Origin of the sequence: Luteimonas dalianensis (assembly GCF_049339425.1) — a bacterium.
GTDB lineage: Bacteria > Pseudomonadota > Gammaproteobacteria > Xanthomonadales > Xanthomonadaceae > Luteimonas > Luteimonas dalianensis.
In genome coordinates this window covers 454564-471850 of record NZ_JBMPPO010000001.1, presented here as the reverse complement: position 1 = coordinate 471850, position 17287 = coordinate 454564, and the positions used below count along the sequence as shown (strand labels likewise).

At 69.7% G+C, this 17287-nt stretch carries 24 protein-coding genes; 17 read left to right on the top strand and 7 right to left on the bottom strand.

Annotation, left to right across the window (positions count from 1 at the left end; genetic code table 11):
• Nucleotides 1-85: 85 nt before the first annotated feature.
• Nucleotides 86-550 carry a type 1 glutamine amidotransferase domain-containing protein gene (locus tag ACOZ90_RS02220; RefSeq protein WP_422892003.1) on the top strand — a complete coding sequence of 155 codons (465 nt, stop codon included), beginning with the start codon at nucleotides 86-88 and terminating at the stop codon, nucleotides 548-550.
• A gap of 95 nt (nucleotides 551-645) precedes the next feature.
• On the opposite strand, the gene ACOZ90_RS02215 is transcribed toward ACOZ90_RS02220, so the two are convergent.
• A complete protein-coding gene (locus ACOZ90_RS02215; protein WP_422891987.1) occupies nucleotides 646-966 on the bottom strand; it encodes an HPF/RaiA family ribosome-associated protein in 321 nt (106 codons plus the stop codon).
• Nucleotides 967-1838: 872 nt separating this feature from the next.
• Here ACOZ90_RS02215 and ACOZ90_RS02210 point away from each other — a divergent pair.
• The 4 genes from ACOZ90_RS02210 to ACOZ90_RS02195 all read left to right on the top strand — a co-directional run bounded on the left by ACOZ90_RS02210 (nucleotide 1839) and on the right by ACOZ90_RS02195 (nucleotide 4826).
• Entirely contained in the window at nucleotides 1839-2516 is a 678-nt protein-coding gene (locus tag ACOZ90_RS02210; protein ID WP_422891986.1) for a lysoplasmalogenase, read from the top strand.
• Nucleotides 2517-2624: 108 nt separating this feature from the next.
• The gene (locus ACOZ90_RS02205) at nucleotides 2625-3452 is read left to right on the top strand and encodes a CHAD domain-containing protein (RefSeq protein ID WP_422891985.1); all 828 of its coding nucleotides are present in this window, start codon (nucleotides 2625-2627) and stop codon (nucleotides 3450-3452) included.
• Nucleotides 3449-3685 (top strand): hypothetical protein, encoded by a 237-nt coding sequence (locus tag ACOZ90_RS02200; protein ID WP_422891984.1) that lies wholly within the window; start codon nucleotides 3449-3451, stop codon nucleotides 3683-3685. Before ACOZ90_RS02205 ends, ACOZ90_RS02200 begins: the two co-directional genes overlap by 4 nt.
• Nucleotides 3686-3827: 142 nt before the next feature.
• Entirely contained in the window at nucleotides 3828-4826 is a 999-nt protein-coding gene (locus ACOZ90_RS02195) for a hypothetical protein (RefSeq protein ID WP_422891983.1), read from the top strand.
• Nucleotides 4827-4878: 52 nt separating this feature from the next.
• Here the strand turns inward: ACOZ90_RS02195 and ACOZ90_RS02190 are convergent, their stop codons facing one another.
• Entirely contained in the window at nucleotides 4879-5115 is a 237-nt protein-coding gene (locus ACOZ90_RS02190; protein ID WP_422891982.1) for a hypothetical protein, read from the bottom strand.
• A 63-nt stretch (nucleotides 5116-5178) separates the two neighbouring features.
• Nucleotides 5179-5655, bottom strand: coding sequence for a YaiI/YqxD family protein (locus ACOZ90_RS02185; RefSeq protein ID WP_422891981.1), 477 nt, complete (start codon nucleotides 5653-5655; stop codon nucleotides 5179-5181).
• A 144-nt stretch (nucleotides 5656-5799) separates the two neighbouring features.
• Between ACOZ90_RS02185 and ACOZ90_RS02180 the strand changes: the two genes are divergently transcribed.
• The 4 genes from ACOZ90_RS02180 (at nucleotide 5800) to ACOZ90_RS02165 (ending at nucleotide 9923) form a co-directional block, all read left to right on the top strand.
• The gene (locus ACOZ90_RS02180; RefSeq protein ID WP_422891980.1) at nucleotides 5800-6579 is read left to right on the top strand and encodes a prealbumin-like fold domain-containing protein; all 780 of its coding nucleotides are present in this window, start codon (nucleotides 5800-5802) and stop codon (nucleotides 6577-6579) included.
• 66 nt (nucleotides 6580-6645) lie between these two features.
• Nucleotides 6646-7599 carry a glutaminase gene (locus ACOZ90_RS02175; RefSeq protein ID WP_422891979.1) on the top strand — a complete coding sequence of 318 codons (954 nt, stop codon included), beginning with the start codon at nucleotides 6646-6648 and terminating at the stop codon, nucleotides 7597-7599.
• Between the two features lie 11 nt (nucleotides 7600-7610).
• A complete protein-coding gene (locus tag ACOZ90_RS02170) occupies nucleotides 7611-8516 on the top strand; it encodes a pseudouridine synthase (protein ID WP_422891978.1) in 906 nt (301 codons plus the stop codon).
• 114 nt (nucleotides 8517-8630) lie between these two features.
• Nucleotides 8631-9923 carry an MFS transporter gene (locus ACOZ90_RS02165; protein WP_422891977.1) on the top strand — a complete coding sequence of 431 codons (1293 nt, stop codon included), beginning with the start codon at nucleotides 8631-8633 and terminating at the stop codon, nucleotides 9921-9923.
• Here the strand turns inward: ACOZ90_RS02165 and trmY are convergent.
• Nucleotides 9920-10519: a tRNA (pseudouridine(54)-N(1))-methyltransferase TrmY gene (gene trmY, locus ACOZ90_RS02160; protein WP_422891976.1), complete on the bottom strand. Its 600-nt coding sequence runs from the start codon at nucleotides 10517-10519 to the stop codon at nucleotides 9920-9922. The two genes, ACOZ90_RS02165 and trmY, sit on opposite strands and share 4 nt — an antisense overlap.
• Nucleotides 10520-10714: 195 nt before the next feature.
• Between trmY and lplB the strand changes: the two genes are divergently transcribed.
• The 8 genes from lplB to ACOZ90_RS02120 all read left to right on the top strand — a co-directional run bounded on the left by lplB (nucleotide 10715) and on the right by ACOZ90_RS02120 (nucleotide 15334).
• On the top strand, nucleotides 10715-11038 hold the full coding sequence (gene lplB / locus ACOZ90_RS02155; RefSeq protein WP_422891975.1) for a lipoate-protein ligase small subunit: 324 nt from the start codon (nucleotides 10715-10717) through the stop codon (nucleotides 11036-11038).
• Nucleotides 11035-11814, top strand: a complete 780-nt coding sequence (locus ACOZ90_RS02150; RefSeq protein ID WP_422891974.1) for a lipoate--protein ligase family protein — start codon at nucleotides 11035-11037, stop codon at nucleotides 11812-11814. The genes lplB and ACOZ90_RS02150 overlap by 4 nt, the downstream gene beginning before the upstream one ends.
• Complete coding sequence (locus ACOZ90_RS02145) at nucleotides 11726-11947, top strand: GNAT family N-acetyltransferase (protein WP_422891973.1); 222 nt, start codon at nucleotides 11726-11728, stop codon at nucleotides 11945-11947. The genes ACOZ90_RS02150 and ACOZ90_RS02145 overlap by 89 nt, the downstream gene beginning before the upstream one ends.
• Before the next feature lie 78 nt (nucleotides 11948-12025).
• Nucleotides 12026-12568, top strand: coding sequence for a hypothetical protein (locus ACOZ90_RS02140; protein ID WP_422891972.1), 543 nt, complete (start codon nucleotides 12026-12028; stop codon nucleotides 12566-12568).
• 8 nt (nucleotides 12569-12576) lie between these two features.
• Nucleotides 12577-13146 carry a DUF6151 family protein gene (locus ACOZ90_RS02135; RefSeq protein ID WP_422891971.1) on the top strand — a complete coding sequence of 190 codons (570 nt, stop codon included), beginning with the start codon at nucleotides 12577-12579 and terminating at the stop codon, nucleotides 13144-13146.
• Nucleotides 13147-13180: 34 nt separating this feature from the next.
• Nucleotides 13181-14224 (top strand): S66 peptidase family protein, encoded by a 1044-nt coding sequence (locus tag ACOZ90_RS02130; RefSeq protein WP_422891970.1) that lies wholly within the window; start codon nucleotides 13181-13183, stop codon nucleotides 14222-14224.
• 64 nt (nucleotides 14225-14288) lie between these two features.
• On the top strand, nucleotides 14289-14843 hold the full coding sequence (locus ACOZ90_RS02125; RefSeq protein WP_422891969.1) for an FUSC family protein: 555 nt from the start codon (nucleotides 14289-14291) through the stop codon (nucleotides 14841-14843).
• A gap of 65 nt (nucleotides 14844-14908) precedes the next feature.
• Complete coding sequence (locus ACOZ90_RS02120; RefSeq protein WP_422891968.1) at nucleotides 14909-15334, top strand: DUF4920 domain-containing protein; 426 nt, start codon at nucleotides 14909-14911, stop codon at nucleotides 15332-15334.
• A gap of 18 nt (nucleotides 15335-15352) precedes the next feature.
• Here the strand turns inward: ACOZ90_RS02120 and ACOZ90_RS02115 are convergent, their stop codons facing one another.
• The 3 genes from ACOZ90_RS02115 to ACOZ90_RS02105 form a co-directional block, all read right to left on the bottom strand.
• Nucleotides 15353-16135, bottom strand: coding sequence for a hypothetical protein (locus ACOZ90_RS02115; RefSeq protein ID WP_422891967.1), 783 nt, complete (start codon nucleotides 16133-16135; stop codon nucleotides 15353-15355).
• Between the two features lie 68 nt (nucleotides 16136-16203).
• On the bottom strand, nucleotides 16204-16893 hold the full coding sequence (locus tag ACOZ90_RS02110; protein WP_422891966.1) for an RES family NAD+ phosphorylase: 690 nt from the start codon (nucleotides 16891-16893) through the stop codon (nucleotides 16204-16206).
• Nucleotides 16890-17285 carry an MbcA/ParS/Xre antitoxin family protein gene (locus ACOZ90_RS02105; RefSeq protein ID WP_422891965.1) on the bottom strand — a complete coding sequence of 132 codons (396 nt, stop codon included), beginning with the start codon at nucleotides 17283-17285 and terminating at the stop codon, nucleotides 16890-16892. The genes ACOZ90_RS02110 and ACOZ90_RS02105 overlap by 4 nt, the downstream gene beginning before the upstream one ends.
• Nucleotides 17286-17287 lie beyond the last annotated feature (2 nt).

Sequence of the window (17287 nt, the reverse complement as noted above, 5' to 3'; positions counted from 1 at the left end):
CACGCTGGCTATGGTCTTACAATCACGAACGCCCGAATATGGCGCTCGGCGGCATCACTCCGATCCAAAAGCTGGCACTCGCTGCATAGCTCCACTTCTGGCGACTGCTAAAAATGGGGGGATTACCAAGGGAGGCGAGATCCAGGGCATGCACCACGACAAACCGGGCGACAAGCTGAAGGTGGACGGGCTGGTGGCCGACGCCAGCGTGGATGACTTCGATGCGCTGATCCTGCCGGGCGGCGTGCAGAACCCGGACACGCTGCGGATGGACCAGGATGCGGTGAAGTTCGTGCGGGATTTCGTCAACAGCGGCAAGCCGGTGGGCGTGATCTGCCACGGGCCGTGGGTGCTGGTGGAAGCCGAGGTGGTGCGCGGCCGGCGGATGACCTCATGGCCCAGCGTTCGCACCGACCTGCGCAACGCGGGCGCCGAGGTGCTGGACGAGGAAGTGGTGGTGGACAACGGCCTGGTGTCCAGCCGCAAGCCGGACGACCTGCCGGCGTTCTGCCGCAAGATCGTCGAGGAGTTCGCGGAAGGGCGGCACTAGCCCGTTCTGGAAAGTCGGTCTGTTTCACGCCCCTTGAGCATGGCGGGCTCCTGCTCGATCAGGCGGGAGCCCCCAGCACAAACCTGCGGCGGGGCTCAGTACCCGCGCTGCTTTTCGATGCGGGTGTCGAGCAGGGTCAGCAGCTTGTCGCAGGCGCCGCGGATGGCCTTGGCCATGTCTTCGTCGTCGTGGCTGGCTGCCACCGGGTCGTCGTTTTTCAATCGCGCCTCCAGCGCACACCGCTTGTCGTCGGCACCGCCCTTGTCGGAATTGAGATCCGACAGAAAGACCTCCAGGCGGGTCAGGCGTGGAAAATAGCGCCCGAGGTACTGCTCCATCATCGTGTTCACGCGCTCCTCCAGCGCGTCCGTGCCGTCGATGTGGTTGTCGGTGTTGAGCTGGATCTTGAAGGCCATGTGGCTGTTTTTCCTGTGGTTTGGGTGAACCTCATCGTAGCCGGCTGGCAGCGGGTTGGCCGTGAAGCGGCGGGCGGTTGGACATTGGCCCTAGACTGCGGAGCCATGATGCGTGCGACCAGATGAGCCGGCCCCGTGTGCCGGCACGCCCGATGCGCGACGGCGTGGCCGCCAGCCGGCTGCAGCTGCCGCCCGGGCCGTGGGCGACGCTCCATGAGGCCCTTTGCGCCCGCTTCCCGCGGGTGAGGGCGGAGACCTGGCGGACCCGGTTTGAGCGCGGGCTGGTGCTGGATGCCCAGGGCAGGGCGCTGGAAGCTTCCGCGCCCTGCCGGACTGCAACACGTCCGGGGAGCCGTCCCTCGTTTTCTACAGTCTGTACATGCACCTGCGGAACTCGCAGGCCTATGCGGCTGATCCTTGTCTGAGACGGCCAGGGTTCTGGGACGGATCCATCCATCTGGTCGGCGAGCGTGCGCTGGACAACAGCGGCAATCCGTTCATACCGGAGGGTGGCATGACGGGCATGAACATCCGCAACGAAGCGCATGCGATCGCAGGTTTTGCTCCGCGCGGAGTGAAGTTGAGGCTCGGGGAACCCCACCAGACACGGGGGAGTTACTTCCGCATCACCGAAGTGGTCGAAGGCACAACGTATCCGGCCGAAGTGGTGGGGATGTATGTCTACAAGGGCACCGACACGTCCCGGGAGGGGCTTGATGCAATCGCGTCGCCGCATGCCACTGACAGCGTATACATTCCTCCGGAGAACCCGGGGCGATTCAGCATCGTAGCGGATGGCGGTTGCGTGGCGTATTGGATTCGCCGCCGCGTTCGGGTGGTTTTGGCATGCCCGGCCGCTAGACTCTGCCGCCATGACCACGCCCGGAAACTCCCGCCTCAACCTGCTCATCGTCCTGGCGGCCGCCGGCGCCATCGCCGGGGCGCTGCTCGGCGGGCCGTGGATCTGGCTGCACTACGTGTGCAAGCCGCTCACCACGGTGCTGATCCTGTGGCTGGCGGTGCGGGCCGCGCCCGCGCAGTCGGCGCGGTATCGGATGGCGGTGGCGGTGGGGCTGGTGTTCTCGCTGGCCGGGGATGTGTTGCTGATGCTGCCGCAGGATCTGTTCGTGCCGGGGCTGGTGGCGTTCCTGGTGGCGCACGTGTGGTTCTGCGTGGCGTTCTTCCCGGGTGCGCGCTGGCTGGCGCGGCTGGTGGCGCTGGCGGCGTTTGGTGCGGTGGGCGCGGTCAACATGGTGCTGCTGCTGCCGATGATCCCGCCGCCGCTGCACGCACCGGTGCTGGCCTATGTGGTGGTGCTGGTGGTGATGGCCGGCCTTGCCGACGCCCGCGCCTGGACGCTGCGCCGGGATCCGGCGCTGGCCCGGCCGGCGGCGCTGGCGGCAGTCGGCGGGGCGCTGTTCGTGCTCAGCGACAGCCTGCTGGCGTGGAACCGGTTCGCCGGCGGGATCCCGCTGTCACCGCTGCTGGTGCTGGCGAGCTATTACGGCGCGCTGTGGTGCATTGCGCGGTCGGTGGCGGTTCGACGCTGAGGCGGCTTGCGCCGCCGCAACGCGGCGGGGAATATACCTTGCCCATCGGGACTCCGACCCTCGCGGGAGGCAGGCATACCATATCGACTGGCGCTGGGCGACAAGACGGTGGCTGCCGCGGTGCGGCGCATCGCGCACGAGCAGCTTGAGGCGGCCGTGCGCGGCATCGACGACCCGGCCGTAGCGCCGGAGCAGGGCATCCACGACGTGCGCAGGTGCTGCAAGAAGGTGCGCGGCCTGCTGCGGCTGGTGCGCCCGGTGTTCGACGATTATTCGATCGAGAACGCAGCCCTTCGCGATATCGCCCGGGCGGTCTCGCCGGTGCGCGACGCCGATGTGCTTGTGTCGACCTGCGATGGCCTTATCGAACGCTACGAGGCGCAGATCGAACGCGATGCGCTCATGCCGATCCGCGATGGGCTTGCGCTGCGCCGCAAGGAGCTTGCGTCGCGCGACGGCAACGCGCCGCGGGAACGCCTTGCAGCGTGCCGCGCCCCGCTGGCCGGTGCCGATGAGGGCGTACGCGGGCAGCCTGCACGAGCTTGGGGACAAACTCGGCGAGCATCACGATCTTGCGGTGTTGCGCACGGCCATCGAGGGCGCCGCCGGTTGCGTCCCAGGCTGCCGGTCACCCTGGCGGACTTCGCAGACCCGGAAAAGCGCAGGGACTGGAACGAGAACCGGCATATGCTGGTTTTCCAGCTCTGGGATCCTGCCAACCCCGAGCGCTCGGTAGATGTCTTCGTGCGCGAGCCATTCAACTTCGGGGAAATGCTGGCTGCCGCCGTGGTCAAGGACCTGGACGGCGTTCCGATCCCGGTTGCGTCGATTCCCCATCTGATCCGGATGAAGCAGGACGCTGGCCGTCCGCAGGATCACGAGGACATCCGGGCCCTGCAGGAAATCAGCTCTGCCGTTGATCGGGGAGAGTCATGACGGAGCGCGACCCCCTGCAGTGCACCTACGAGGACGCCCGCCGCGAGCAGCTTAGGCAGGGCATGGCGTTGAGCGTCAGCGCGAAAGTGGCGTTCTTCGAAGAAATGGTCACGCTTGCGGTGAAGTTCGGAGCTACCGATCGCTTGGCAGACCGTCGGGTTGCGGAGGAGGGTGCCAGGGACGATTTCCGGGGCAGGGTGGCAAAGGGAGCGGCGTCCGATCCGGTCGGGTAGCTCGATCCGGTTCGGCGGAACTGTTTCAGGCGTTGGCGGCGTCCGAGGCGCGCCACGCGGCCGCCCGACCGGGTTGATCACGCCGCCGAAATGGCCGGTTCTGCACCCTGCGGCGGTCGATTCCATGCTGCGGATACCTGCCATGCGCTCCCTCCTGCTTCTGTTTGCCGTTTTGATCCTGTCTTCATGCACCTCCGGAACCGCCCCCGGCCCTGACGCCGGGATCGAGCCTGATGCCGGGGCTCACCCTGAAGAAGATGCGGACTCGGGCGCGTCCGGGCCGGATCCGGCGCACGTCATCGTCAGCCGCTGCCACATGGATGCCTGCACCTGGGTCGAGCAGCCGCCGGCGCGCGAGATCGGCCAGGGCAGCGATGCGGTGCCCGGGCGCCGGGTGGAGACCACCACCCGCAGCGCCGAAAGCGCGCATCGCAACCCGGGCGGCCTGCCGGATTACCCGGACACCGCGCCGGCCGGCCTGGCCTGGTCGCAGCCCGTTCCGGTGGAATATTTCTGCTCGATGCGGCGGCCGGCGTTCCGCGACCAGGACGGCAGCTGGTTCGTCCTGCCCCTGCCCCAGGTGGCCGGGGCGACGGAGGGCATCACCCGGCGATACCTGCGGGCCTGCCATCCCGAGCATGTGGTGGACGATCCCTACGAGGCGCCCGCCCGGCTGGGCTACGAGGGGGGCTTCCAGGAGCCGGATCGGTATGCCGACTTCGATGCGCTGATCGCCGATGACGGCGGGACACGGGGCGGCGATGGTTCCGAAATCGTGCTGTCCCCGCTTTCGGCGGGGGAGGTCGATGCGGCCGGGCTGGCGGGTGAGCTTGCCTGCAGCTTCTCCGTTGAGGCGGGAGGGGCGCCGCTGCTGCTGGCGAAGGGCGACGTGGCCTCGCAGGAGCCGGCCCGGGGCGTGGTGAAAGTGGGCGACTACGTGGAGCCGGTGGGCGCGCCCGGCGGGTTTGACGGCATGCTGGATGGCGCGCGCTTCTCGGGCGCCGGCAAGACGATCGATATCGAGCTGACCGGCGAAACCAGTGGAAGCGGCGAGTCGCCGCCCAGCCCCGCCAGCCTCACCTACATGCGCGCCGACGGCGCGGAGCGCAGGATCACGGGCTGGTGGCAGTGCGGGCCGTAATCCCGATGCAAACAGCCCCGGCGGCTGCCCGCGGGCGCTGGCAGTGCGGCCCTTACCGCCCGTGCTGCGCTGTCAGCCCGACCACGTCGCTCCACAGCGGCACCAGCGTGTCCATGTGCCGGCGCAGGGCAGCGGCTGATTCGGGGGTGAGGGTGGCGAAGGGGTCGCCTTCCAGCTTTTCCTTCCACTCGGGTGCGGCTTCCAGGTCGATCGAGCGCGGCGGGCCGATTTCGCCCTTGGAGCGGCTGGATCTGACCGCGGAAGAGAAGGAGAAGATCCGCAGCGGCAATGCCGCGCGCCTGTTTGGTCTTTGACGCGGTACTCCGTCCGTTCGCAGGTAACGAAGTCGGAGCTACGTCTCCGAAGCCGGACGTTGCCGCCGCCGCGCCAGCCAGCCGTCGAGCTGCTTTGCAAATTCCTGCCGGTCACGTGCACTGAAGGCCGCCGGCCCGCCGGTCTGCACGCCCGCGCCGCGCAGCTCTTCCATGAAGTCGCGTACGGACAGGCGCTCGGAAATGTTGTCGCGCGTGAAGCGCTCGCCGCGGGGGTTGACCGCTTCTGCGCCGTTCGCGAGCACGCGCGCGGCGAGCGGGATGTCCTGGGTGACGACGAGGTCGCCGGGGCCGGCGCGCTCGGCGATGGTGTCGTCGGCCGCGTCGAATCCGCCCTGCACCTGCAGCGACCGGATGAAGCGCGAGCCGGGCGTCTTCAGCCACTGGTTGGCGACCAGGGTGACCGGAACCTGCGCGCGCTCGGCGGCGCGGAACAGGATGTCCCGGATGGGCCCGGGCAGGGCGTCCGCGTCGACCCAGATGTGTGGTGAAGTCATTTTCGGCCTGGAATCTGCGCACCGCGCGCCGGGGAATGTTACCGCTGCAGCGCCCATCGGGCGTGGATGGCCGTGGCCGGGGCGCGTTGTCGTTGCTTTGGATTGTGATGGCGCCTTGCCATCGATATCCGGGAGGAGCCGACCATGCGGACGTTGCGTTTGCCGATCTTGCCCGCGCTGACCCTGTTGCTGCTGTCGCTGTGCCAGCCGGCGGCCGCCTCGGACGGGCGCGCGATCGTCAGGGTGGAGCTGGAGCCGGCGGCAAGCGGCACGCTGGGCTTCGAAGGCACGCCGGCCGGCCGCGTACAGGTGCCCGCGAGCGGGGTGGCGACGCTGGAGGCGGCGGTGGCGGCCGGCCGCCATGCGAGCCGGCTGGTGTTCGTGGATCCGGCGCTGTCGTCCTATCAGCTCGCGTCGGTGCGGTGCGACGACGCCGCCAGCGCCAGCCCCAGCCGCGGCGATCCGGCCGGGCGCGAGGCGAGCTTTGCCGTCGAGGCGGGCGAAACGGTCACCTGCACCTTCGTTTTGCGGCCGCAGATGGCCTGTACCTGCCCGCGCGAGGGCCGCTGGCAGGCGTCGAACCATCCCGGCACGATGGCCTGTACCGGCGGCCCGATTCCGCTGAGCATGCCGCTGGCGCCGTCACGCCAGACTTCAACCCTCACGCCGAACGCCGACTGCAGCTCGGTGCTCGCCGAGGGCATGGGCGACGACGAGGCCGACATCGAAATGCACAGGCAGCCGGATTGCAGCTGGGTCGGCTCCCTGGACATAGGATCGGGCCAGATTCCGGCACAGATCGATTTCCGCTGGACGGTGATGGATGACGGCCGGCGCATCGAGGGCGAGCTGTCGTCCCGCTTCGCCGAGCAGGGCATGGTTTGCACGGTGGAGCGCGGATTTTCGCTGGAGTCCGGGGGCTGACCGCGTCACGCAGGGGTCGCCGGGCGGGATGCATACTGTGCGCCCCGAAAATCCGCGAACTCCTGCATGCCCAAGCCCCCGAAGAACCCCCGCGACATCAGCGGCCTCGACCTGGACGATATCCTGGGCACCATCAACGAGGAGGTGCGCGAGCGCTTCGGCGAGGGCGAGGTGGCCGACTACATCCCCTCGCTGGCGGACGTGCCCAAGGATCGCTTCGGCATGGCGCTGGCGCTGCTGGACGGCACGGTGCACGAGGTGGGGGATTCGCGCGACCGGTTCTCGATCCAGAGCATCTCCAAGGTGCATACGCTCACCCTGGCGCTGGATGCGGTGGGCGACGAGCTGTGGACGCGGGTGGATCGGGAGCCGTCGGGCGATCCGTTCAATTCGCTGATCCAGCTTGAGCTTGAGCACGGCATCCCGCGCAATCCGTTCATGAACGCGGGCGCGCTGGTCTGCGCCGACGTGATCCTCTCCCACTACGACGATCCGGAAGCCAGCCTGCTGGAATTCATGCGCGCGCGCTCGGGCGATGCCGGCGTCGGCTCAAACGCGGAACTCGCGCAGTCCGAGCGCGAGAGCGGGCATCGCAACGTGGCGATGGCCAATTTCATCCGCAGCTTCGACAACCTCAACAACGACGTGCAGGACGTGCTGGATTTCTACTACCTGCAGTGTTCGCTGGACATGCACTGCGTGGGTCTGGCGCGCAGCGTGCAGTACCTGGCCGACGACGGCCACTGTGCCACCGCCGACCGGCAGGTGATCAGCGCCGAGGACGCCACCCGCATCAACGCCATGATGATGACCGCCGGCACCTACGATGCCGCAGGCGACTTCGCCTTCTACGTGGGCCTGCCGGCCAAGAGCGGGGTGAGCGGCGGCATCGTGGCCGTGGTGCCGCACGTGATGGGCCTGTGCGTCTGGTACCCCGGGCTGGATGAAAAGGGCAATTCCCTGCTCGGCCGCTACGCGCTGCACCGCTTCAGCCGGATGACCGACCTGGCGGTGTTCTGAGCGGCTCCGGCATGAAGCCCGCTCCACGCCCTATCCGCGACGGCGTTCCCGCCAGCCGGCTCCAGCTGCCGCCGGGGCCGTGGGCGACGGTGCTGGACGCGCTTTGCGCGCACTTCCCCAGGATAGATGCCGATGCCTGGCGTGACCGCTTCGCGCGGGGGCGGGTGCTGGATGCGCAGGGCCGTGTGCTTGATGCTTCGGCCGCGTATCGGCCGGGGGCCCGGATCCACTATTTCCGGGAGGTGCTGGAGGAGCCGCATATCCCGTTCACCGAGACCGTGGTGCATGCAGATGCGCATCTGGTCGTGGTGGACAAGCCGCACTTCCTGCCCGTCGCTCCGACGGGTGCCTGGGTGCGCGAGACCCTGCTGGCGCGGCTGGTGCACCGCTTCGACAATCCCGGCCTGGTGCCTTTGCACCGCATTGACCGCGATACGGCGGGCCTGGTGATGTTCTCGGCCGATCCCGGCAGCCGGTCGCGTTACCAGGCGCTGTTCCGCGAGCGGCGGATCCGCAAGGAGTACGTGGCCGTGGCACCGCCGCTGCCGGGCCTTGTGTTTCCGCACGTGCACCGCAGCCGGCTGGAGCGCGGCGAGCCGTTCTTCCGCATGCGCGAGGTGCCGGGCGCGGCCAACAGCGAGACGGTGGTGGAGGTGCTCGAACGCGGAGCGGATACCTGGCGCTACCGCCTGCAGCCGGTGACCGGACGCAAGCACCAGCTGCGTGTGCACATGGCGGCGCTGGGCGCGCCGATCCTGCACGACCGCTTCTATCCGGAGCTGCGGGATGAAGGGCCCGACGACCCGGGGCGGGCGCTGCAGCTGTTCGCCAGCTCGCTGGCCTTCGATGACCCGCTCACCGGCCAGCCGCGGCGCTTTTGTGCTGTTACAGGAAGCGGAACGCCGCCATCGCGATGAGGGTGGGCGGCAGGGCGGCCAGCAGCAGGCCCTCCCCGTTCTGGACTGCGGGCCATGGCAGGGCATGAGGCGGCTTGACGGGAACGCACCCGCCACCATGGTTGAATGCCCGCCATGTTCCAGTCCCTGAAGATCTACAACTACCGCACCTGGGCGATGGGCGCGCTGGTGTCCAACGTGGGCACCTGGATGCAGCGCATCGGCCAGGACTGGCTGGTGCTCACGGTGGTCACCGACAACAACGCCACCGCCATGGGCACGGTGATGGCACTGCAGTTCGGCCCGGCGCTGCTGCTGCTGCCGCTGACCGGCTTTGCCGCCGACCATTTCGACCGCCGCAAGCTGCTGCTGTGCACCCAGGCGGCGGCGGGCCTGCTGGCGCTGGGCCTTGGGCTGCTGACCCTGGCCGGCGTGGTGGAGCTGTGGCACGTGTACCTGTTCGCGCTGCTGCTGGGCTGCGTGACCGCCTTCGATGCGCCGGCGCGGCAGACCTTTGTCTCCGATCTGGTCAGCGACAAATACCTGGCCAACGCGGTGGCGCTCAATTCCACCTCGTTCAACGCGGCGCGGATGGTGGGCCCGGCGGTGGCGGGGGTGCTGATTGCGGCGGTGGGCGAGGGCTGGCTGTTCGTGATCAACGCCGGCTCCTATGGCGCGGTGCTGGTGTCGCTGTGGATGCTGCGGGTGCACGAGTTGTACTCGGAAGAGCGGCCCGAGCGCGGGCGCGGGAGCGTGCTGGCGGGCTTCGGCTACGTGGCCAGGCGGCCGGATCTGATCGCGGTGCTGGTCATGCTGTTCCTGCTGGGGGCGTTCGGGTTCAACTTCGCGATCTTCATTTCCACCATGTCGGTCACGGTGTTCGGCGGGGATGCCAGCCAGTTCGGCCTGCTGACCTCGGCGATGGCGGTGGGCACCATGAGCGGGGCGCTGCTGTCGGCGCGCAGGCCGGTGCCGGGGATGGTGGTGATGGCGGTGTCGGCGGCGGGGTTCGGGGTCAGCGCGGCGCTGGCGGCGGTGACGCCGGGGCCGATGCTGTTCGCGGTGATGCTGTTCTTCGTCGGCTTCGCGGCGCTGACCTTCATGACCGCAAGCAACTCGATGATGCAGCTCACCACCGAGCGCGCCATGCGCGGCCGGGTGCTGGCGCTGCGCATCGCGGTGGTGATGGGCGGCACGCCGCTCGGGGCGCCGCTGGTGGGCTGGCTGGTGGATCAGGTGGGCGCGCGCTGGGCGATGGGGGTTGGCGCGCTGTCGGGCCTGGCGGCTGCGGCGGTGGCGGCGGCCTACCTGGTGAAGTACCGAGGCCTGCGGCTGGTGCGCGAAGGCGGGCGGCTGCGGGTGGCGCTGGAATCCGTGCCGGAAGACCACACCGGCGTGCGGGTGGCTGAGGGCGAGCGGGTCACCTAGCCCGGGCGCTGATCCAGCGCATGGTGGATCAGCACCACGCACTGGGAGGCGAACAGCATGGTCGGGCCGAGGCTGATCTTCTTCGCGCCCATGCGTTCAAGGCCGGGGATGGCTTTCTTCGGCATGGGGATGTGGTCGGTGAGCAGGAAGCAGGGGTTGGCCCCGAAGGCCTGCTCGCCGATCGGCGTGCCCTTGCGATCCATGATGTAGAGCTGGTGGTCGGCCGAGAGCTCCTTGACCAGCCGCTCGAAGCTGATGGTGCGCACTTCAACGCCGGGTTCGACGGGGCGGGTGTCCTCCTTGCCCATGCCCGCCGAGGCGTCCAGGGCGCGGGCGATTTTGCCCAGCAGGTTGCGCTCGTCGAAGCCGCCGATGCCGGTCATCGCGTTGGCGTCGAAGCGGATGCTGCGCGAGAAGTCGCGGGTGCTCTCCAGCACCATGTGGACGATGACGTCCTGGCGGTGCGACTGGGCCACGAAGATGGCGTTCATCAGCGTGTGGGCGAGGATTTCCGTATGCGCGGCCCCGCCCACGGAGTCGAGCAGGGCGCGGCTGTCGGTGGGTGCGGCGCGCGCGCGGAGGACGAAGGTTCGCATCAGCCGGCCTGCCTGCGGCCGGTGAAGGCATCCGTCGATGAGTTGACCTTTCTTCCTTCGACGCTGCGCATGCGTGTTTCCGTTCTGCTGTCTGTCCGGGGCGCCATGCCCCGGCCGGCCTCATGGTACCCGGGACGGCGAGGGCGACGGCCCGATCCGGTTGACCTGGCCGTGGCCGCTGCACAGACTGCCTGGATGGACAGACAAGACAACGCTGCGCACGGCGAATACAAGGTGCCGGGCGGAAAGCTGGTGGTGGTTGACCTGCGCGCCGCCGAAGGGCGGATGACCGGCGTACAGGTGAGCGGGGATTTCTTCCTGGAGCCGGCCACCGCGCTGGACGATATCAACGCCGCGCTGGAAGGTCTGCCGGTGCAGACCGGCGAGGTGGCGCTGGCGGCGGCGGTGGCCGGGGCGATGGGTTCGGCCCAGCCCTACGGCATCACCGCCGAAGGGGTGGCCGTGGCGGTGCGCCGCGCGCTGGACGCGGCCGGGCAGGACAGCGGAGGCGTGGCATGAGCCGCAGCGAATGGCGCGACCACGACTGGCGCCTGGTGCACGTGGAGCCGCAGGCCCCCGCGCTGCACATGGCCCTGGACGACGCGATGCTGGACGAGGTGGCCGCGGGCCGGCAGCCGTCGACGCTGCGGATCTGGGAGTGGGGCGCGGCGGCGGTGGTGATGGGGCGCTTCCAGTCGCTGCGCAACGAGGTGGACATGGAGGCGGCGCAGCGCCACGGCATCGAGGTGGTGCGGCGGATCAGCGGCGGCGGCGCGATGTTCATCGAGCCGGGCAACACCATTACCTATTCGATCGTGGCGCCGGAGTCGCTGGTGGCGGGCATGAACTTCGAGCAGGCGTACGAGTTCATGGATCAGTGGGTGATCCAGGCGCTGGGCGGGCTGGGCATCAAGGCCTGGTACCAGCCGCTGAATGACATCACCTCCGAGGCCGGCAAGATTGCCGGCGCGGCGCAGACCCGGCGCCGCGGGGTGGTGCTGCACCACGTGACCATGGCCTACGACATCGATGCGCAGAAGATGATGGACGTGCTGCGCATCGGCCGCGAGAAGCTGTCCGACAAGGGCACCAAGAGCGCGCTCAAGCGCGTGGACCCGCTGCGCAGCCAGACGGGCCTGCCGCGTGCGGAGGTGATCGGCCACATGGTGGAGACGTTCCGCCAGCGCCACGGCGGGTTGAAGCCGGATGTCCTGCATCCGGACGAGCTGGGACGGGCGCAGCAGCTGGTGCGCGAGCGCTTCGGCACGCCGGAGTGGACGGCGCTGCTGCCCTGACGGCCGGGCCGGCGCGGAGCTGATTGGCGCGGTGGGGCTGAGCGAGGTGGACGATGCCGGCCACTGCGCCAACCTGGGCTACTGGGTGGCTGAGCCGGTGCGGGGCAGGGGCGTGGCCACGAGCGCCGCCTGAAAAGCGCTGGCGCAGGGGCGGTGGCGGGCGTACGCTCGCTGGCAGCGCGCCGTCGGCGTGCCTTTGCGGACATTCGCCATGGCCACTTCAATGACGTCCCCGGGGCCGCGTGCCTGGAGCTTCCACCCCTGGCTGTGGATCGCCGCGGCCGCGCTGCTGATGGTGCCCGCGGCCGCGATGATGCTCGGCGCGCCGGGCGTGGCCTGGAACGCGTTCGATTTCCTGGTGATGGGCGCGCTGCTGGCCGCCGCGTGCGGGCTGGTCGAGCTGGGGCTGAGGGCCGGTACGGGGCTGCTGTACCGGGCGGCGTTCGCGCTGGCGGTGGTCACTGGGTTCATGACCGTGTGGGTGAACCTGGCGGTGGGGATGCTGGGTAGCGAGGGCCATCCCGCGAACCTGATGTTCGGCGGCGTGCTGGCGGTGGCGGCGATGGGCACGCTGCTGGCCCGGTTCCGCGCCCCGGCCATGGCGCTGGCGATGGCCGCTGCGGGTGTGGCACAGCTGGCTGCAGCGGGCGTGGCGGTGGCGATGGGCGGCTTCCAGATGCTGGAAATCGTGCTCACGGCCTGCTTTGCGCTGCCGTGGTTCGCGTCGGCGGTGCTGTTCGCGCGTTCCACATGAGCGTGCCCATGCGCTGCACCTGCGGCGCGGTTCGCGGGGAGCTGGATCGGCGCGCGGTCTACGCACGGGTCGTTTGCTACTGCCGTGACTGCCGTGCGTTCGCACGTGCGCTGTGTCGGCCGGACGTGCTGGATGCCGCGGGTGGTACCGACATCATCACCATGCGGCCGGCGGGCCTCCGGCTGCTGGAGGGCAGGGATCGGGTGGCCTGCCTGTCGCTCAGCCCGAAGGGGCCGCTGCGCTGGCACACCGCCTGCTGCAATACCCCGGTCGGCAACACGGCGCGGAACCCCGCGTTCCCCTATGTAGGAGTTCCGGTTTCGGGGCTGCAGGCTGCGGGCGTTGACGTCGCCAGCGCGTTCGGCCGCCGGCCGATGGTGGTACACGCCGCTTCGGCCACTTCCCGGGTTCGACGCACGCCGTTGCGGACTGCTGCCGGCGTTGCCCGCATCGCCTGCGGAATCCTGCTGGCAAAGCATTCATCCAGACGCGCGACCCCGTTCTTCGAGGACGGGCGGCCCCTTGCAGAACCCCGCGTGCTTACCCGGAAGGAACGCGACGAGTTCTCCCGGGATTGATAGGCTTGCCGCTTCGCGAATGAACTGAAGAGCCATGCATCGACGCCAATTCCTCGCGCGCAGCGCGCTGACCGCCATGTCCCTGCCGCTGATGGGCGGCGCCACGAGTGCCATGGCGCAGGCGCCGGCCGGCAGGCTGCTGCCGGTGCCGCTCAACCCCGGCGACACCGTGGCCCTGGTGAGCCCGTCGTCGCCGGTGGAGGATTCGTTCGACCTGCAGCTGGCGCAGGAGGTGCTGGAGGCGCTTGGCCTGAAGGTGAAGACCGGCGCGCATTATGGCGATCGCCGCGGACACCTGGCCGGCGCCGATGCGGGGCGGGCCGACGACCTCAACCGCGCCTTCGCCGATCCCGACACCCGGGCGGTGGTATGCGTGCGCGGCGGCTCGGGCGGGGCGCGGCTGCTGCCGCTGCTGGATTACGACGTGATCCGCGCCAATCCCAAGGCGCTGCTCGGCTACTCCGACGTCACCGCGCTGCACAGCGCGATCCAGGCGCGCACCGGGCTGGTGACCTTCCACGGGCCGAACGGAACCGGCAGCTGGAACAGTTTCAACGCCGACCAGTTCCGGCGGCTGTTCTTCGACCGCGAGCTGGTGCAGTTCCGCAACCCGGACGATCGCGGTGACGAGCTGGTGCAGCGGCGCAACCGCACCATCCCCATCACCGGCGGCCGGGCCCAGGGCGAACTGGTGGGCGGCAACCTCACCGTGCTGACGGCCCTGGCCGGCTCGCCGTACATGCCGGACTTCGACGGGAAGATCCTGTTCCTGGAGGACGTCTCCGAGGCGCCGTACCGGATCGACCGCATGCTCAGCACGCTCAGGCTGATGGGCGCGCTGGATCGCATCAGCGGCTTCATCTGGGGCCACTGCACCGACTGCGGGCCCGGCGAAACCTTCGGCTCGCTCACGATCGAGCAGATCCTCGACGACTACATCCGGCCGCTGGGCATTCCCGCCTACCGCGGCGCGCAGATCGGCCACATCCGCCAGCAGTTCATCGTGCCGGTCGGCGGCCGGGCGGAGATGGATGCCGATGCGGGCACGTTCCGCCTGCTGGAGCCGGTGTTCCAGTAGCGGGGGCTCGCCGGCTGGCCCGTAGCGACCAGGGGGCGTGGTCGGCCATGGCATGATCGTGCGGATGAACGCCATGTTGCGCAGCATGCTGACGATGCGGCCGTTGCCGCGAAGCCGCGTTGTGTTCGCCGCGCGCTCGGGCCTGTGCATGGGCGTGCCGGTGCTGGCGCGCGGGGTGGATACCGCGGTGGGCTGCGCGGTGGCGCTGGCGGTGTTCCAGCTGACCTGGCCCAAGGCGTCGGCGAAGCTGATCCACGAGGAGCTGGTGCAGACCCTGTCGGCGACCGCGGGAGTGGCGGCGGATCTTGCCGCCGGCGACGTCACCGGCGAAGCGGCCCACCAGCGGCAGCGCGAACTGCAGCACCGCACGTTCGCGCTCTCGGAAGCCTATGACCGGGCCACCGCCGCGTCCCGCCAGCCGCGCCAGTCCGCCGAGCGGATGTGGCCGGTGATCGCGGCCGCGGAGGAGCTTGCCTTCCGCGTGCTGACCGCGTGCTGGGCCATCGCCATGCACGCCGTGGGCGGCGGCCGCACCAGGCCGGTGCCCGATGGGCTTCCCGGCTTCCTGGAAAAGGAAACGGCCGGGCTCGGGCACGCGCTGGAGTCGGTCGACGCCTGAACGCGCGGAGTCGCCCGGACTGCGTTATCGTTCGCACTTCGCCGCCAATGCGTCCGGAGCTGCCCATGCGCCTGCTTGCCGCCGTCCTGCTTTCCACCGCCGCGTTCCTTGCCAGCGCCGCGGATCCCGCCGCCTACGGGGAGGCTTTCGAAGACGGGCCGGCCGTGCCGGTGTCCGAAGCCATCACCAATTTCGATGCCCATGCCGGCGAGGCCAAGCGCTTCAGCGGTCGCATCACCGAGGTCTGCCAGAACATGGGCTGCTGGATGATGCTTGAGCACGATGGCCAGGTCGCGCGGGTGAAGTTCGGTGACCACGCGTTCTTCCTGCCCAAGGATCAGACCGGCTCGGCGGTGGTGTACGGGGTGCTGGAGCGCAAGGAACTCACCCCCGAGCAGGTCGAGCACTTCAGCAAGGACAGCGGCACCGGCATCGCGGCCGAGCCGGTGGAGTACCGGATCCTCGCCGACGGCGTGCGCGTGGAGTCCTGATCGGCCTCTGCGTCGGCATCATGTCCCCGCGCGCAGGAACCGGCGCGCGAGCCACAGCGCCAGCATGATCCCCACGCAGGCCATGCCGGCCATCAGCAGCTCGAACGGCCACAGGTTGTGCGAGGTCGGGTCGATGGCGACGCCGACGACGATGTTGAGCAGCACCAGGGCCATGATCGCCAGCGGCAACGCGGCGGCCAGGCGCCATCCGCCGCGCCAGCGCCGGATTGCGACGATGGGCGCCACCAGGCTGAACACGGCCAGGCCCAGGACCCCCCAGACCAGCACCGTTACCAGGATGCCGTCCAGGAAGGTGGGCTCCGGCGGCGGGTGCCTGGCCGTCCAGCTTGCCTGGCGGTCTTTCGCCTCATGCTTCAGGCGCGCGATCCACGGCGGGTCGGCGCGCGGCACGGCGGTGCTGCCGCCGACCACGCGCACGCGATGGGTGGCTGCCAGTCCGGTCCCGGGCTGGTCGACGCCGCCGGCGCTGATGCGCACTTCGTCGACCTGCTGTCCCGGATCAAGCCAGAACCAGCCGATCGCCTCGCCGCTGCCTTCGTAGATGACCGAGCCGTGGGTCGCGGTGGGCACTTCCTCGCCGCGGTACCACGGGCGCGCCCAGATCCGCACCGGTTCGGTGGTGCTGTAGGCCATGCGCAGCGAATAGGTCTGCCTGGGGCCGATGGTCGCCGGCTCGCCGGCAGGGTGGGCTTCCAGCACCTCGACCTTCACCTCGGCTTGCGCGCTGCTCCACGCCAGGCATGCCGCCAGCGCCAGGCACCACGATGCCAGCCTGTGCATGCGTGCCTCCCCGTTCGTCTTCCGACCGGGGCAGTATCACGCAGGCGCGCCGCCTGCGACAGGTTTTTTCAGAGCGGAACGACCTGGTCGACCACGCTGTAGTGGCTGATGCGCTCGCCATCCCAGTGGTAGTGCAGGTGCGGGCCCTGCACGGCGGGGGCGACGAGGTCGGGGTGGAAGACCGCGATCGCCTGGCCGCCGCGGCGGCGCACGCTGGCGTAGACGATGCCGTCGCTGCCGGCCGCGCGCCAGCGCCGCGCCGCGGCCTGGCTGGCGGCGTAGCTGTCCGGATCGTGCAGCTCCGGCCAGCCGCGGCGGATGTCGTGGAAGCGCCCGCCGACGTCGGCCAGGTAGCAGCGCATCTGCAGCACGGTCGGCGGCTCGCGGGTGTGGCGCAGGAAGTTGCCGCGGTGGAACACGGTCTCGGCAATCGCGGTCTCGCGCTCGCGGGCGGCGTAGTACACGCCCCAGCTGCCGTCGGAGAAGCGCGAGCCGTCCGGGTTGGGGTGGGTGAAGGCGGCCATGATCGGCGTGGTGCCAGGGCCACTGATGCGCCGCTGCGGCGGCACCAGCGAGAGTTCGCCCAGCTCCTGGCGCAGGCGCGGGTTGGTCATGCCCTCGATCTCGAACACCGCGTCCAGATCCGCCGGCGCGGCGATGCGGTCGAACAGGCCCACCGGCGGGAAGCGGCTGGGGACGATGCGCCAGCTCGGCTTCCACGACACGCGCGTGCGCCGCGGCAGGGCCGCGGTGCTCATCCGCGCTGCGCGTCCAGGTACTGGCGCACCACGAACAGGTCGGCCACCTGGCCGCCCAGCATCCGCTCCAGCGCGCTGCGGCCGCCGAACAGCGGCGCGTCGTTGGGCCGCTTGATCCACGCGTCCGCCTGGGCCGGGTCGGCGAACAGCACCTGCAGCGACTTCCAGATGCCCAGCAGGTAGCTGATGCGCTCCAGCGCGTCGCGGGGCAGGGCGCCGTCCAGGTCACGCTTCCAGCGGAAGAACGTGGAGCGGCCGGGGCTGCCCAGCAGCACCCGTTCCTGCTCGGTGCTCAGGCCCCACAGGCGGGTGATGTTGAAGAACGCGCGCAGCCCCGGGCCGGCGAGGTCGCGGCGCGGGGCGGGGAGCGGGGTTGTTGCAATTATGGTCATGG